At 61.6% G+C, this 15,077-nt stretch carries 15 protein-coding genes; 4 read left to right on the forward strand and 11 right to left on the reverse strand.

Going from position 1 to position 15,077, the window contains the following annotated elements:
• Positions 1–2 precede the first annotated feature (2 nt).
• From ispF to ftsB, 3 genes are read right to left on the reverse strand one after another with little or no spacing between them, the layout of a single operon-like run.
• Positions 3–476, reverse strand: a complete 474-nt coding sequence (gene ispF / locus ACJ8MK_RS11580) for a 2-C-methyl-D-erythritol 2,4-cyclodiphosphate synthase (protein WP_004932594.1) — start codon at positions 474–476, stop codon at positions 3–5.
• Between the two features lie 10 nt (positions 477–486).
• On the reverse strand, positions 487–1,194 hold the full coding sequence (gene ispD, locus ACJ8MK_RS11585) for a 2-C-methyl-D-erythritol 4-phosphate cytidylyltransferase (protein ID WP_033649254.1): 708 nt from the start codon (positions 1,192–1,194) through the stop codon (positions 487–489).
• A 3-nt stretch (positions 1,195–1,197) separates the two neighbouring features.
• Positions 1,198–1,518, reverse strand: coding sequence for a cell division protein FtsB (ftsB, locus tag ACJ8MK_RS11590; protein ID WP_016929043.1), 321 nt, complete (start codon positions 1,516–1,518; stop codon positions 1,198–1,200).
• A 403-nt stretch (positions 1,519–1,921) separates the two neighbouring features.
• Between ftsB and ACJ8MK_RS11595 the strand changes: the two genes are divergently transcribed.
• The 3 genes from ACJ8MK_RS11595 to ACJ8MK_RS11605 all read left to right on the forward strand — a co-directional run bounded on the left by ACJ8MK_RS11595 (position 1,922) and on the right by ACJ8MK_RS11605 (position 4,346).
• The gene (locus ACJ8MK_RS11595) at positions 1,922–2,692 is read left to right on the forward strand and encodes a basic amino acid ABC transporter substrate-binding protein (protein ID WP_039568898.1); all 771 of its coding nucleotides are present in this window, start codon (positions 1,922–1,924) and stop codon (positions 2,690–2,692) included.
• 180 nt (positions 2,693–2,872) lie between these two features.
• Positions 2,873–3,640, forward strand: a complete 768-nt coding sequence (locus ACJ8MK_RS11600) for an amino acid ABC transporter permease (RefSeq protein ID WP_086556831.1) — start codon at positions 2,873–2,875, stop codon at positions 3,638–3,640.
• A complete protein-coding gene (locus ACJ8MK_RS11605) occupies positions 3,624–4,346 on the forward strand; it encodes an amino acid ABC transporter ATP-binding protein (protein WP_049234102.1) in 723 nt (240 codons plus the stop codon). The genes ACJ8MK_RS11600 and ACJ8MK_RS11605 overlap by 17 nt, the downstream gene beginning before the upstream one ends.
• Positions 4,347–4,398: 52 nt before the next feature.
• On the opposite strand, the gene ACJ8MK_RS11610 is transcribed toward ACJ8MK_RS11605, so the two are convergent.
• The 5 genes from ACJ8MK_RS11610 to cysG all read right to left on the reverse strand — a co-directional run bounded on the left by ACJ8MK_RS11610 (position 4,399) and on the right by cysG (position 9,238).
• On the reverse strand, positions 4,399–4,725 hold the full coding sequence (locus ACJ8MK_RS11610) for a DUF3561 family protein (protein WP_004932611.1): 327 nt from the start codon (positions 4,723–4,725) through the stop codon (positions 4,399–4,401).
• Between the two features lie 84 nt (positions 4,726–4,809).
• Entirely contained in the window at positions 4,810–5,499 is a 690-nt protein-coding gene (cysC, locus tag ACJ8MK_RS11615; protein ID WP_103798960.1) for an adenylyl-sulfate kinase, read from the reverse strand.
• Entirely contained in the window at positions 5,438–6,865 is a 1,428-nt protein-coding gene (cysN, locus tag ACJ8MK_RS11620) for a sulfate adenylyltransferase subunit CysN (RefSeq protein WP_442517762.1), read from the reverse strand. Before cysN ends, cysC begins: the two co-directional genes overlap by 62 nt.
• 11 nt (positions 6,866–6,876) lie before the next feature.
• Positions 6,877–7,785 carry a sulfate adenylyltransferase subunit CysD gene (gene cysD, locus ACJ8MK_RS11625; protein ID WP_004932620.1) on the reverse strand — a complete coding sequence of 303 codons (909 nt, stop codon included), beginning with the start codon at positions 7,783–7,785 and terminating at the stop codon, positions 6,877–6,879.
• Between the two features lie 22 nt (positions 7,786–7,807).
• On the reverse strand, positions 7,808–9,238 hold the full coding sequence (gene cysG / locus ACJ8MK_RS11630; RefSeq protein ID WP_060422416.1) for a siroheme synthase CysG: 1,431 nt from the start codon (positions 9,236–9,238) through the stop codon (positions 7,808–7,810).
• Between the two features lie 261 nt (positions 9,239–9,499).
• On the opposite strand from cysG, the gene ACJ8MK_RS11635 reads away from it, so the two are divergent.
• Positions 9,500–10,570 (forward strand): aminopeptidase, encoded by a 1,071-nt coding sequence (locus tag ACJ8MK_RS11635; protein WP_033649282.1) that lies wholly within the window; start codon positions 9,500–9,502, stop codon positions 10,568–10,570.
• Positions 10,571–10,625: 55 nt separating this feature from the next.
• On the opposite strand, the gene ACJ8MK_RS11640 is transcribed toward ACJ8MK_RS11635, so the two are convergent.
• The 3 genes from ACJ8MK_RS11640 to cysJ form a co-directional block, all read right to left on the reverse strand.
• Positions 10,626–11,360 carry a phosphoadenylyl-sulfate reductase gene (locus ACJ8MK_RS11640; RefSeq protein WP_016929052.1) on the reverse strand — a complete coding sequence of 245 codons (735 nt, stop codon included), beginning with the start codon at positions 11,358–11,360 and terminating at the stop codon, positions 10,626–10,628.
• Between the two features lie 61 nt (positions 11,361–11,421).
• Positions 11,422–13,137 carry an assimilatory sulfite reductase (NADPH) hemoprotein subunit gene (gene cysI, locus ACJ8MK_RS11645; protein WP_016929053.1) on the reverse strand — a complete coding sequence of 572 codons (1,716 nt, stop codon included), beginning with the start codon at positions 13,135–13,137 and terminating at the stop codon, positions 11,422–11,424.
• Positions 13,137–14,939, reverse strand: coding sequence for an NADPH-dependent assimilatory sulfite reductase flavoprotein subunit (cysJ, locus tag ACJ8MK_RS11650; RefSeq protein ID WP_033652936.1), 1,803 nt, complete (start codon positions 14,937–14,939; stop codon positions 13,137–13,139). The genes cysI and cysJ overlap by 1 nt, the downstream gene beginning before the upstream one ends.
• Positions 14,940–15,077: the final 138 nt, after the last annotated feature.

Below are 15,077 nucleotides of genomic sequence, written 5' to 3' on the forward strand. Positions count from 1 at the left end.
GGTTATTCCTTGATCAGCAAGGCAACCGCTTCGCAGGCGATGCCCTCACCGCGCCCGGTGAAGCCGAGCTGCTCGGTGGTGGTGGCCTTCACGTTGACGTCATCCATATGGCACTGCAGATCTTCCGCCAGGAAAACGCGCATCTGCGGGATGTGCGGCGCCATTTTCGGCGCCTGGGCGATAATGGTGATATCGAGGTTGCCGAGGCGATACCCTTTGGCGCGAATGCGTTTCCAGGCTTCGCGCAGCAGTTCGCGGCTGTCGGCGCCTTTGAACGCCGGATCGGTATCGGGGAACAGCTTGCCGATATCGCCCAACGCCGCCGCGCCCAGCAGGGCATCGGTCGCGGCGTGCAGCGCGACGTCACCGTCGGAGTGGGCCAGCAAACCTTTGTCGTAAGGGATGCGAACACCGCCGATCACCAACGGGCCTTCGCCGCCGAATTTATGTACGTCAAAACCGTGACCGATACGCATGATGCGCTCCTTAATTGTCTAACTGAGTCAAATAGAACGCCGCCAGCGCCAAATCCTCCGGCCGCGTTACTTTAATGTTGTCCGCCCGGCCGGCGATCAGCAGCGGATGATAACCGCAATGCTCCAGCGCCGAGGCTTCGTCGGTGACGTTCGCGCCTTCATCCAGCGCGCGCTGCAGGCACTGCTTGAGCAACGGCAGCGGAAACAGCTGCGGCGTCAGCGCGTGCCACAGATCCTGCCGATCGACGGTATGGGCGATGGTTTCGCGGCCGGGTTCGGCGCGTTTCATGGTGTCGCGCACCGGCGCGGCGAGAATGCCGCCGACCTTGCTGTGTGCGGTAATCGCCAGCAGGCGCTCGAGATCGTCGGCGTGCAGGCAGGGGCGCGCGGCGTCGTGCACCAACACCCAGTCCGCATCGCCCGCCAGATTCAGCCCGGCCATCACCGAATCCGCGCGCTGCTTGCCGCCCTCGGTGACGATCACCCGCGGATCCTGGGCGATCGGCAACTGTTCGAACTGGCGATCTTCGGGGCCGATCGCCACAATCACCCGCTCGATGCGCGGGTGGCGCAACAGGGCATGGATGGCGTGTTCGACGATACTATGCCGGCCGATGGTTAAATATTGCTTCGGGCATTCCGCCTGCATGCGGCTGCCGATACCGGCAGCGGGCAGGACGGCAATCACCGAGGGAAAGGTGCCTGCGGAGTGATTCATGCGTTATTTTTGTGCGTTGTTTTGCGAGGAAGACGCCGCGTTGCGTCTGGATTGGTCAGGAACCAGACGATAGAAAGTCTCACCGGGCTTGATCATGCCCAGCTCATTACGCGCACGCTCTTCGATCGCTTCCTGTCCGCCGTTCAAATCGTCGATTTCGGCAAACAGCTGATCGTTACGCGCTTTCAACTTGGCGTTGTTGCCCTGCTGGACCGCAACGTCTTCATTGACCCGCACGTAATCGTGAATACCATTTTTGCCCAGCCACAGTGAATACTGTAACCAACCGAGCAATGCCAGCAATAGCAGCGTAAGTTTTCCCATCTCCGCCCCCTGAAAAACCGACCAATCATCCCACAACTTCTCGTTGGACTCCACACTGAGAGCGGCATTTCAACGCCAAATTCAGAATACGGATGAAGGGTTCCCGAGTTTATAACCCAAATCCGCGGCGAAAGCGGCAAAAAAAGCCCCTTTTACCCGACGCGCGCGGCGTGTTTTCCGATGAGAGACACACTGCCCTTCCTCCATTATGCAGCAAGAATCACTGTACCGTCGCTTACCGGCCCATCGCTTACGCCACAGCAATGCAAAAAATGAATATTTACCACCATAGAAAGAATAATCCTCATGCAGCGGTTGCACTTTCATTCATTGAAGCTTATTTTTATGCACTACTAGTGCATAAATAATTCCAATGTATAACCTTTCATTATCGGGGATCGCGATGTTAAAACGTTTAGTTCTGATCGGCGCCTGCCTGGCCGCCACCTTCTCCACCGCCGCGTTGGCGGCTGAACCTACCTACGTCGTCGGCTCCGGCGGCACCTATCGGCCGTTCGAATTTGAAAACAGCCAAAAACAGCTGGAAGGGTTCGACATCGACATCATCAAAGCGGTGGCCAAGGCCGAAGGCTTCCAAATCAAACTGATCAATACGCCGTGGGAAGGGATCTTCGCCACGTTGAATTCCGGCGATCGCGACATCATCATTTCCGGCATCACCATCACCGACAAACGCAAGCAAATGGTTGATTTCTCGGCGCCTTACTTCCCGGCCGAACAGGCCATCGTCGTGCCGCAGGACTCGACGGTCGATTCTATCGCCGCGCTGAAAGCGCTGAAGGTCGGCGTGGTGAACTCCAGCACCGGCGACATCGTGGTATCCGATGTGCTGGGCAAAAACAGCACCGCCATCAAGCGCTTCGACAATACGCCGCTGATGCTGCAGGAGCTGTATGAAGACGGCATCGGCGCGGCGGTCGGCGACGTCGGCGTGGCCAAGTTCTATATCAAAACCCACCCTGAGAAAGCCTTCAAGCTGGTGCCCGACGCCAAGTTCGAGCGCCAGTATTTCGGCATCGCCGTCGCCAAAGGCAACGACGAACTGCGTAACAAGATTAACGCCGGCCTGAAGAAGATCGTCGCCGACGGCACCTACGCCAAGATCTACCAAACCTGGTTCGACAGCAACGTACCGACGCTGCCGGCGGAATAATCAACTGGCGCGCCTCAGCGCAGTCGGCCAGTAAATAAACAGGCGTAGCGAGCTAAGTCATATTGGGTGCGGCCAGCGCACAGCCACCGGAGTGGACACGCAGTCCATGAGGATGGCGAGCACTGCCCAATCCCAAGATGACAACGCGCAGTAGCCTTAACACGCTTAAATAAGGATCTGATCTTGAACTTCCGCTGGGAGATTATCCAGGAATACGCGCCGCTGTTTATGGAAGGCGCCTGGATGACCATCAAATGCACCATTATCTGCGTGCTGCTGGGCACCACCTGGGGATTGATCCTCGGGCTGGGTCGTTTGGCGCAGGCGCCGCACGGCATCTGGAAACCCATACTGCATTACGGCGTTCAGTGGCCTGTGCGCATCTACATCAGCGCCTTTCGCGGCACGCCGCTGTTCGTACAAATCATGGTCGTGCACTTCGCGCTGGTGCCGCTGTTCATCAACCCGCGCGACGGCCTGCTGGTCACCAGCGGCCTGATGAGCGTCGATTTCGCCCGCGCGCTGCGTGCCGACTACGGCGCCTTTCTCTCCTGCGTGGTGGCGATCACGCTCAACGCCGGCGCCTATGTGTCGGAAATCTTCCGCGCCGGGATCCAGTCTATCGACCGCGGCCAAATGGAAGCTTCGCGTTCGCTGGGCATGAGCTACGGCAAGACCATGCGCCAGGTGATCCTGCCGCAGGCCTTCCGCCGCATGCTGCCGCCGCTGGGCAACAACGCCATCGCCATCGTCAAGGATTCGTCGCTGGCCTCCGCCATCGGCCTGGCGGATCTGGCCTATGCCGCCCGCACCGTCTCCGGCGCCTACGCCACCTACTGGGAGCCCTACCTGACCATTTCGCTGGTCTATTGGGTCATCACCTTCCTGCTCTCGCTGCTGGTGCAACACATGGAAAAGAGGTTCGGTAAAAGTGATTCGCGTACATAACCTGCAAAAACAGTTCGGCGAGAGCCACGTGCTGCGCGGCATTTCCTGCCGGATCGCCACCAACGAAGTGGTGTGCGTCATCGGCCCTTCCGGCTCCGGGAAGAGCACCTTCCTGCGCTGCATCAACGCGCTGGAAACGCTCTCCGGCGGCGAGATCGAGGTCAACGGCTTCGCCATCCACGATCAGAAAACCGACCTGAACAAGATGCGTGAAAGCGTGGGCATGGTGTTCCAGCGCTTCAACCTGTTCCCGCACATGACGGTGTTGGAAAACATCATCATGGCGCCGGTGAGCGTGAAGAAACGGCCGCGCGCCGAAGCCATCGCGCAAGCCGAACAGCTGCTGCGCAAGGTCGGCCTGCTCGACAAGATCGACGCCTACCCCAACAGCCTCTCCGGCGGCCAGCAGCAGCGGGTGGCCATCGCCCGCGCGCTGGCGATGGAGCCGAAGATCATGCTGTTCGACGAACCCACCTCCGCGCTCGATCCGGAGCTGGTGGGCGAAGTGTTGGCGGTGATGAAATCGCTGGCCCACGAGGGCATGACCATGGTGGTGGTCACGCATGAGATGGGCTTTGCCCGCGAGGTGGCCGATCGGGTGCTGTTTATCGATCAGGGGATCATTCAGGAGGAAGGTGCGCCGCAGCAGATCTTCAGCCATCCGGCCAATCCGCGCACACAGGCGTTTCTGAGCAAAGTTTTGTAACCTTCGGCACCGCTTTGCAATCCTTCGGGCGCCGGCATCGGCGCCCGCTCTCTCACCACCCGGTCAGGAAGCTGAACACCAGCCAGAACAGGCACAGCACGATGGCGCCGGTCAGCAACAGCGTCAGGATCAGACGGCCGCGCAACAGCATGCTGAGGGTGATGCCGATCAGCACCGACAGCGGCATCAGCGCCAGGAAGAACGGCCAGGTATAAAGCAGGAAAAACAGCGTGTTGGAACCGTAAACCAGAAACGGCAACGCGAACGCCAGCCAGTAGAAAACAAAGCCGCTGACGCCGCCCAGGAAAGAATAAGAAGGCTCCTCTCTCTCCTGTTTTGACTGCTTGGAGTCGATCAAGATAGGCGTGACATTTTGCATAGTGATCCCTGGTTATTCGGCTCGCTCTGCGGCGGCTTAGAGTAAAAAGCGCATGGCGAAAAACGCCACACGCTTTTTTTGAATTCAGGGTTTGATAATAGCCTGACCACGCAACACGTCTAACAATTGCGCAATCAAATTTGTTACCAATTGTTGGCCATCGAGGTGGATTTCCGGCTGCTGCGGCGCCTCGTAAACCGCGTCGATGCCGGTGAAATTGCGCAGCTCGCCGACGCGCGCTTTTTTATACAATCCCTTCGGATCGCGCGCCTCGCAGATCGCCAACGGCGTGTCGACGAACACTTCGATAAAGCGATCGTCGCCGAGCATTTCGCGCACCATCTGCCGCTCGGCGCGGTGCGGCGAAATGAACGCGGTCAGCACCACCAGCCCGGCATCCACCATCAGTTTGGCCACTTCCCCCACCCGGCGGATGTTCTCGCGCCGATCTTCGTCCGAGAAGCCGAGATCGCGGCACAAGCCGTGGCGCACGTTATCGCCGTCCAGCAGATAGGTGCTGACGCCGAGCCCGTGCAGCGCCTGCTCCAGCGCGCCGGCGACGGTGGATTTGCCCGAGCCGGACAGCCCGGTAAACCACAGCACCGCGCCGCGGTGGCCGTTGCGCGCTTCGCGATCCGCGCGCGTCACCGCGTGCGGATGCCAAACCACGTTCTCATCGTCCGGCCCGGTCGCCCTCAGTTCAGCGGCCACCTTATCGGCCACCGAGCAGATCGCGTGCGCCCCAGTGCGGGAAGTGCTTGCGCACCAGCGCATTCAACTCCAGCTCGAAAGCGCTGAACTCGCCGCGTGCCGCCGATGCGGCCTGCAGCGTTTCGCGTACCAGACCGGCGCCCACCGTGACGTTGCTCATGCGATCGATAAAGATCAGCCCGCCGGTGTCGTGATTGCTCTGATAGCTGTCCAGCATCAACGGCTCGTCGAAGGTCAGCTCCACCAACCCGATACCGTTGAGCGGCAACGTGTCGGCCGAGTGTTGCGCCAGCGTATTGATCTCCACCTGATGGCGGATGCTCTCCACGCGGGCGCGGGTCTTTTTACCGGCGATCTTGATGTCGTAGCTCTGGCCCGGCACCAGCGGCTGCTCAGCCATCCATACCACGTCCACCAGCGCGCTCTGCGCCGCCTGCAGGCTTTCACCGGCGTCGACCAGCAGATCGCCGCGGCTGATGTCCACCTCATCCTTCAGCACCAGCGTAATCGCCTCGCCCGGCACCGCCTCTTGCAGATCGCCGTCGAAGGTCACGATGCGCGCCACGCTGGACTCCACGCCGGAAGGCAGCACCTTGACCCGTTGCCCCACCCGCACCACGCCGGCGGACAGCGTGCCGGCATAGCCGCGAAAATCGAGGTTCGGGCGGTTGACGTACTGCACCGGGAAGCGCAGCGGCTGGTTTTCTCGCTCGCTGACCACGTCCACGCTCTCCAGCACTTCCAGCAGCGTCGGGCCGCTGTACCACGGCATATGGGCGCTTTCGCTCGCCACGTTGTCGCCGTCCAGCGCCGACAGCGGTACGAATTTGATGTCCAGATCGCCTGGCAGCTGCTGGGCGAAGGTCAGGTAATCCTGTTTGAACTGCTCGAACACCGCTTCCTGGTAGTCCACCAGATCCATCTTGTTCACCGCCACCACTAGGTGGCGAATGCCCAGCAGGGTCGCGATAAAGCTGTGGCGGCGAGTCTGGTCCAATACCCCTTTGCGCGCGTCGATCAACAGGATCGCCAGATCGCAGGTGGAGGCACCGGTGGCCATGTTGCGGGTGTACTGCTCATGCCCCGGGGTATCGGCGATGATAAATTTGCGTTTTTCGGTCGAGAAATAGCGATAGGCCACGTCGATGGTGATGCCCTGCTCGCGCTCGGCTTGCAGGCCGTCCACCAGCAGCGCCAGATCGAGCTTCTCGCCCTGGGTGCCGATGCGTTTGCTGTCGCTGTGCAGCGTCGACAGCTGATCCTCGTAGATCTGGCGGGTATCGTGCAGCAGGCGGCCAATCAGGGTGCTTTTGCCGTCATCGACGCTGCCGCAGGTCAGAAAGCGCAGCAGGCTCTTGTGCTGCTGCGCGTGCAGATAGGATTCGACGCCGCCCTGGTCGACTATTTGTTGTGCGATTGCGTTGTTCATCCGGCGGCTCCTTAGAAATACCCTTGACGCTTTTTCAGCTCCATCGAGCCGGACTGATCGCGATCGATCATCCGCCCCTGGCGTTCACTGGTGGTGGAGACCAGCATCTCTTCGATGATCTCCGGCAGGGTTTGCGCCTGCGAGTCCACCGCGCCGGTCAGCGGCCAGCACCCCAGAGTGCGGAAACGCACCATGCGCTGGCTGATCACTTCACCCGGCTGCAGATCGATGCGATCGTCGTCCACCATCATCAGCATGCCGTCGCGCTCCACCACCGGGCGAGGTTTCGCCAGGTACAGCGGCACGATGTCGATCTTTTCCAGGAAGATGTACTGCCAGATATCCAGCTCGGTCCAGTTCGACAGCGGGAAGACGCGGATGCTCTCCCCTTTGTTGATCTGGCCGTTGTAGTTGTGCCACAGCTCCGGCCGCTGGTTTTTCGGATCCCAGCGGTGGAAGCGATCGCGGAACGAATAGATGCGCTCTTTGGCGCGCGATTTCTCCTCGTCGCGCCGCGCACCGCCGAAGGCGGCGTCGAAACCATACTTGTTCAAGGCCTGCTTCAGGCCCTCGGTCTTCATGATGTCGGTATGCTTGGCGCTGCCGTGCACGAACGGGTTGATGCCCATCGCCACCCCTTCCGGGTTTTTATGCACCAGCAGCTCGAAGCCGTACTCCTTCGCGGTGCGATCGCGGAATTCGTACATTTCGCGGAACTTCCAGCCGGTATCGACGTGCAGCAGCGGGAACGGCAGCGTGCCGGGGAAGAACGCCTTGCGCGCCAGATGCAGCATCACGGAAGAGTCTTTACCGATGGAATACAGCATCACCGGGTTGGCGAATTCAGCGGCGACTTCACGGATGATATGGATACTCTCCGCCTCCAATTGCCGCAAATGAGTGAGTCGTTTTTCGTCCATAACAGATCCTTAAAAGCCTTGCCTATGCCAAATTCACGACGGCCGGGCGCGCGGCCCCTTCCGTCTGCGATTGATGCCCGAACCAGGCGATTTGATGGTGCAGTTCCACCACTTCGCCAATCACCAACAGCGCCGGCAGCGGCGCCCGTTGGGCCAGATGTTCCAGTTGATCCAGCGTGCCGATCTGCACCTGCTGATCGGCGCGCGTGCCGCGGCTGATCACCGCCACCGGCGTATCGGCAGCGCGGCCGTGGGCGATCAGGCGTTGGCTGATGTCCGCCGCCTTCATGGTGCCCATGTAGATAGCCAGCGTCTGCCGCGCCCGGGCCAGATCGGCCCAGTCCAGGCCATCGCCGTCGGGGCGGCAGTGGCCGGTGATAAAGGTCACGCTCTGCGCGTGGTCGCGGTGCGTCAGCGGAATGCCGGCGTAGGCGGTCGCCCCCGCGGCGGCCGTGACGCCCGGCACCACCTGAAACGGAATGCCGGCGGCGGCGGCCACCTGCAGCTCTTCGCCGCCGCGGCCAAAGATGAACGGATCCCCGCCCTTCAGGCGCACCACGCGTTTGCCCTGCTGCGCCAGCTCCACCAGCAGCCGGTTGGTCTCTTCCTGGATCACCGAGTGCGCGCCGGCGCGCTTGCCCACGCAGATGCGCTCGGCGTCGCGGCGCACCAGATCGAGGATCTCGCCGCTGACCAGGTGGTCATACAGCACCACGTCCGCCTGCTGCATCACCTGCAGCCCGCGCAGGGTCAACAGCCCCACGTCGCCTGGCCCGGCGCCCACCAGGGCTATCTCGCCCTGCACGCCTTCATCGCCTGCGGCGAAGCTTTGCAAATCCTGCTCCAGCTGCCGCTCCGCCTGCGCCGTCTGGCCGTTGGCCACCAGCGTGGCGAAACGGCCGCCGAAGGTTTTCTCCCAGAAACGACGACGTTCGCCGATCGAGGCCAGCCGCTGTTTGGCCTGGCCGCGCCAGCGGCCCGCCACCTGCGCCATCTGCCCCAAACTGGCGGGCAGCAACGCCTCCAGCTTTTCGCGCAGCAACCGCGCCAGCACCGGCGCCTGGCCGCTGGACGACACCGCCACCACCAGCGGCGAGCGATCGATGATCGACGGGAAGATGAACGAACAGCGCGGCTGATCGTCCACCACGTTGGCCAACACCCGGCGTTTATCCGCCTCGGCGAACACCGCGGCATTCAGCGCGTTGTCGTCCGTGGCGGCGATCGCCAGAAACACGTCGTCCAGCTGTTGCGGGTCAAAGGTTTTCCCCAGCCAGAGCAGTTGCCCTTGCTGACGTTGTTGTTCCAGTTCCGGTGAGAGCGACTGCGCAACTATCCGTATTTCAGCCCCGGCGCGCTGAAGCAGATCGACTTTGCGCGCAGCCACGTCACCGCCGCCAACGACCAGCACCGGACGTTGTTTCAGGTCGGCAAATATTGGTAGATAGTCCACAACAGCCTTTTCATATAACAGAAAGATAGTGTGACTATACGGGCTGAGATTTAGCCTCTGAAATGACGAAAAGGAATGATTAGTTCCTTTATGGAATATAGGCCGCAACGCCAGAGGCAAACGGTGATAACTGCGGCGACGGTTTGCGCATTCGCGCGAAAATTAAGAGACGGGGAAATTGTGTAATGCCGCCCGGCGTCTCATACTGGGTGCCGAAGAAAAATGATCGGCAGCGCCGATAGCAAAGAAGGATTTTTCGGTATGTTTTCCCGTTTTTACCTGAAGACCAGCCTGCTGGCCCTCGCACTCGGCGGCGTCTTCAGCGTTTGTGCCGCACAGCCCGCAAAAGACGCGCCAATGGGCCGTTTCGCCGCCGAACAGACCCGCCACATCGCCACTTACTTCCCCGGCCGCATGGCGGGCAGCCCGGCCGAATTGCTCACCGCCGACTACCTGAAGCAGCAGTTCAGCAAGATGGGTTATCAAAGCGATATTCGCAGCGTCAACACGCGCTATCTCTACACCAGCAAAGACGGCAAGAAGAATTGGAACAACGTCACCGCCAGCTCGGTGATCGCCGCCCGCAACGGCGACAGCCCGAAACAAATAGTGATTGTCGCCCACTTCGACACCTACACGCCGCAGAGCGACGAAGACCTGGATAACAACCTCGGCGGCCTGACGCTGCAGGGCGTCGACGACAACGCCTCCGGCATCGGCGTGATGCTGGAACTGGCGGAGCGCCTGAAAAGCATCCCCACCGCCTACGGCCTGCGCTTTGTCGCCACCAGCGCCGAAGAGATCGGCTCGCTGGGCGCACAGAACTACCTGCAACGCATGAGCGCGGAAGAGAAAAGCAACACCGTGCTGGTGATCAACCTCGACAGCCTGATCACCGGCGATCGTCTGTACTTCAACGCCGGGCGCAACACGCCGCCGCAGATGGCGAAACGCTCCCGCGATCGCGCGCTGGATATCGCCCATCGCTACGGCATCGCCGCCGCCAGCAATCCGGGTAGCGCCCAGCATCCGAAGGGCACCGGCTGCTGCTCCGATCAAGAGGTGTTCGACGCCGCAGGCATCCCGGTGCTGTCAGTGGAGGCCACCAACTGGTCGCTGGGCGACAAGGACGGCTACCAGCAGCGCGCCGTCAGCCCGCACTTCCCGCAGGGCATCACCTGGCACCGCCCGCAGTATGACAACCTGCAGTACCTGGATCGCTACCTGCCGGGGCGGATCGACAAACGCAGCCGCGAAAGCGTGCAGATCCTGCTGCCGCTGATCAAAGAGCTGGCGCAGGCGCACCCGCCGAAAGCACAGAAGAAAAAGTAGTTCGCAAAAAAACAGGGCCCAGCACTGCTGAGCCCCGTCATGTTGATCGCGCCGTTTAGCCTTCGTGCAGGCCGCACTCGCGCTTCAGGCCGAAGAAACGCGTCTCTTCCTCGCTCATGCCCGGCTCCCACTTCTGGGTGGTGTGGGTATCGCCTACCGACAGGTAGCCCTGCTCCCACAGCGGGTGATAGCTCAGCCCATGTTCGGTCAGGTACTGGTAAATCTTGCGGTTGTCCCAGTCGATGATCGGCAGGATCTTGAACACCCCGCGCTGCACCGCCAGCACCGGCAGATTGGCGCGGCTGCCGGACTGCTCGCGCCGCAGGCCGGCGAACCAGCTCTGCGCCCCCAGCGTCTCCAGCGCGCGGTTCATCGGCTCGACCTTGTTGATCTGGTTGTACTTCTCAATCCCTTCCACGCCCTGCTCCCACAGTTTGCCGTAGCGCGCCTCTTGCCAGGCGGGAGACTGTTCGGCGCGGAACACCTGCAGATTCAGCTTCAGCTGGTCGGTCAGTTGATCGATAAAGCGGTAGGTTTCCGGGAACAGGTAACCGGTGTCGGTCAGGATCACCGGGATATCCGGCCGGATGCGCGTCACCAGGTGCAGGCATACCGCCGCCTGAATGCCGAAACTGGACGAGAGTACGAACTCGCCGGGCAGATGCTCCAGCGCCCATGCAACGCGCTGTTCGGCGCTGAGGGTCTCCAGTTGGCCGTTGACCACCGCCAATGCCAGCGCCTGCCCGGATTTGGGCAACGCGTTCAGCGCCGCCAGATCGAATTCAGCCATGTTGTCTCTCCTGCTACTTGAAATTACCTGTGCGGCCCCTCTGCCCAGGGGCCGCCCGGCCTCACTCCCAGAAATCTCGCGCCGGATCCAGCACCGGTTTGACGATGCCCGCGCGAACGGTGAAGTCGCCGAAGCCTTCGCCGGCGTTGCGCTCCTTCGCCCAGCGCCCCACCAGCAGGTCGATCTCGCTCAGGATCTCGTCTTCGTTGATGTTCTCGCGGTACATGCGCGGAATGCGCGTGCCTTCGCGGTTGCCGCCCAAATGCAGGTTATAGCGGCCGACCGCCTTGCCCACCAGCCCCAGCTCCGCCAGCAGCGCGCGGCCGCAGCCGTTCGGGCAGCCGGTGATGCGCAGCACGATATGCTCGTCGCCCACCCCGTGCCGATGCATGATCCCTTCCACCTTGGTGACGAACTGCGGCAGGAAGCGCTCGGCCTCCGCCATCGCCAGCGGGCAGGTCGGGAACGATACGCAGGCCATCGAGTTCTTGCGTTGCTCGCTGATCTCGTCGTCGATCAGGCCATGATCGCGCGCCAGGGCTTCGATCTTCGCCTTCTCGCTTTCCGGCACGCCGGCGATGATCACGTTTTGGTTCGCCGTCAGACGGAAGTCGCCTTTATGGATCTTGGCGATCTCCGCCATGCCGGTCTTCAGCGGGCGCCCCGGATAGTCCAGCAGGCGGCCGTTCTCGATAAACAGCGTCAGGTGCCATTGATCGTCGATGCCCTTCACCCAACCGATGCGATCGCCGCGGCCGGTGAATTCATACGGCCGGATCGGCGCGAAGGTGATACCGGCGCGCTTTTCCACTTCGGCGCGGAAAACGTCCACCCCGACGCGCTCCAGCGTGTATTTGGTTTTGGCGTTCTTGCGATCGGTGCGGTTGCCCCAGTCGCGCTGCGTGGTCACCACCGCTTCCGCCACCGCCAGCGTATGCTCGAGCGGAATGTAGCCGAATTCGCTGGCCTGCCGCGCGTAGGTCTTCTTGTTGCCGTGTTCGATGGACAGCCCGCCGCCCACCAGCAGGTTGAAGCCTACCAGCTTGCCGTTTTCGGCGATCGCCACGAAGTTCATGTCGTTGGCGTGCAGATCGACGTCGTTCTGCGGCGGGATCACCACCGTGGTTTTGAATTTGCGCGGCAGGTAGGTCGGCCCCAGAATCGGCTCTTCGTCGGTGGTGGCCACCTTCTCCTGATCCAGCCACACCTCAGCGTAGGCACGGGTGCGCGGCAGCAGGTGTTCGGAGATCTTCTTCGCCCACTCGTAGGCTTCCTGATGCAGCTCGGATTCCACCGGGTTGGAGGTGCACAGCACGTTGCGGTTAACGTCGTTGGCGGTCGCCAACGCGTCCAGCCCCAGACGGTTCAGCAGCTGGTGCACCGGTTTGACGTTGCCTTTCAGAATGCCGTGAAACTGGAACGTCTGGCGGTTGGTGATGCGAATGCTGCCGTACAGCGTGCTCTCCTGCGCGAACTTGTCGATGCCCAGCCACTGCTGCGGGCTGATGATGCCGCCCGGCAGGCGGCAGCGCAGCATCATGGCGTGGCGCGGCTCCAGCTTCTGCTCGGCGCGTTCGGCGCGAATATCGCGGTCATCCTGCTGGTACATGCCGTGAAAACGGATCAGCAGGAAGTTGTCGCCGTTGAAGCCGCCGGTCAGGCCGTCGTTCAAATCTTCGGCGATGGTGCCGCGCAGGAAGTTGCTCTCCTTCTTCATGCGCTCCGCATCGGCCAGTTTGCCTTCGACTACCAAAGGCCCGGGGTGTTTATCACTCATCAGTAAACATCTCGCTGATAACGGCGCTCAAGGCGCAGCTCACTTAAAAATTCATCCGCCTGCTCGGTATCCATGCCACCGTGCTCGGCCACCAGTTCCAGTAATGTGTTTTCCACGTCTTTCGCCATGCGATTGGCATCGCCGCAGACGTAAATGTGCGCGCCTTCCTGAATCCAGCGCCACACTTCCGCGCCCTGTTCGCGCAGTTTGTCTTGTACGTATATTTTATGTTGCTGGTCGCGGGACCAGGCCAGATCGATGCGGGTCAGCAGGCCGTCTTTCACGTAGCGCTGCCATTCGACCTGATACAGGAAATCTTCGGTGAAGTGCGGGTTGCCGAAGAACAGCCAGTTTTTGCCGCTGGCGCCGTCGGCGTCGCGCTGCTGCATAAAGGCGCGGAACGGCGCGATGCCGGTGCCCGGGCCAATCATGATCACCGGCGTTTCCGGGTTGGCCGGCAGGCGGAAGTTGTCGTTGTGTTCGATAAACACCCGCACGTCGCCGTCTTCCTCCAGGCGATCCGCCAGGAAGCCGGAGGCGCCGCCGCTGCGGGCGCGCCCGTCGATGTCGTAACGCACCACGCCCACGGTGATGTGGACTTCGCTTTCGTTCTCCGCCTGCGAAGAGGCGATGGAGTACAGACGCGGCGTCAGCGGGCGCAGCAGGCCGACCAGCTGTTCGGCGCTCAGATCCGCCGGCGCCTGACGCACCATGTCGACGATCGGCGTGTTGTGCGCGTACTGCTGCAGCGCAGCTTTATCCGCCAACAGGCCGATCAGCGTTTCATCGCGCGACAGCGCGGCGTATTTATCGACGATCGGCGTGGTGTTCTGCGTCAGCTCGAAATGGCTGCGCAGCGCCTGCGCCAGCGGCAGGGTTTGCCCTTCCACCTCGACCGGCTCGTCGCCTTTCAGCCACAACAGCTGCACCAGTTCGTCCACCAGCGCCGGATCGTTGTCGAACCATACGCCGAGCGCATCGCCCGGCTGATAGCGCAGGCCGGAGTCGCCCAGATCGATTTCGATATGGCGCACGTCTTTATCCGACGCGCGGCCGGTAATTTTCTGATTGACCGCAAGCTGGGCGGTAAGCGGTTGTTCCTTGCTGTACGGGCTGCTGTCGATCAGATCGACCGCGCCGCTGGCCAACACGCCCGGTGCGGCGCTTTCCGCCGGCGCGCGCGCCTTCAGCACCGACACCACCTGTTTGCGCCAGGCGGCGGCCAGTTCCTGGTACTCCACGTCGGCGTCCACGCGCTCCACCAGGCGCTCGGCCCCCAGCTCGGCCAGCTTGCCGTCGAAATCCTTACCAGACTGGCAGAAATTCTCATAAGAGGTGTCGCCCAGCCCGAACACCGCAAAAGCGGTGTCATTCAGCTTCGGCGCCTTCTTCGAAAACAGGAATTTATGCAGCGCCACCGCTTCTTCCGCCGGCTCGCCTTCCCCCTGCGTAGAGGCGACGATCACCAGCAGGCGCTCTTGAGCTATCTGCTTGAACTTGTAGTCGCCGGCGCTGATCAGCGTGGCGCTCAGATTGGCGGCCAGCAGATCGTCGCGCAGCTGCTCCGCCAGGCGGCGCGCATTGCCGGTCTGCGAAGCGGAAATGATGGTGATGCCGGCGGCAGCCGCAGGGGCGACAGGCGCAATGGCCACGGCTCCGGGCTGTTGATTGACCATGCCCCAAAAATAGCCGGACAGCCACGCCAGCTGCGTCGGCGAATAGTCGCCGATCGTCGCCTGCAAGCGCGCCAGCTGTTCGGGCGTCAGCGGGAGCAAAGATGTTGGAGGAGCCTGAGTCGTCATTGCTGTACTTATTTCCTATACTTAGCGCCTTTCCTGCCAGGCGCGCGCCAGTGTCAGTCGCTGTCTCTTCGCTGCGTCGGGTGTGCGGAAAAGATCAGGAGAGTTTGTAAGGTTACCGAGCAGAATAGCAACGATTAA

It is taken from the genome of Serratia sp. CY38905, from assembly GCF_052168875.1.
GTDB lineage: Bacteria > Pseudomonadota > Gammaproteobacteria > Enterobacterales > Enterobacteriaceae > Serratia > Serratia sarumanii.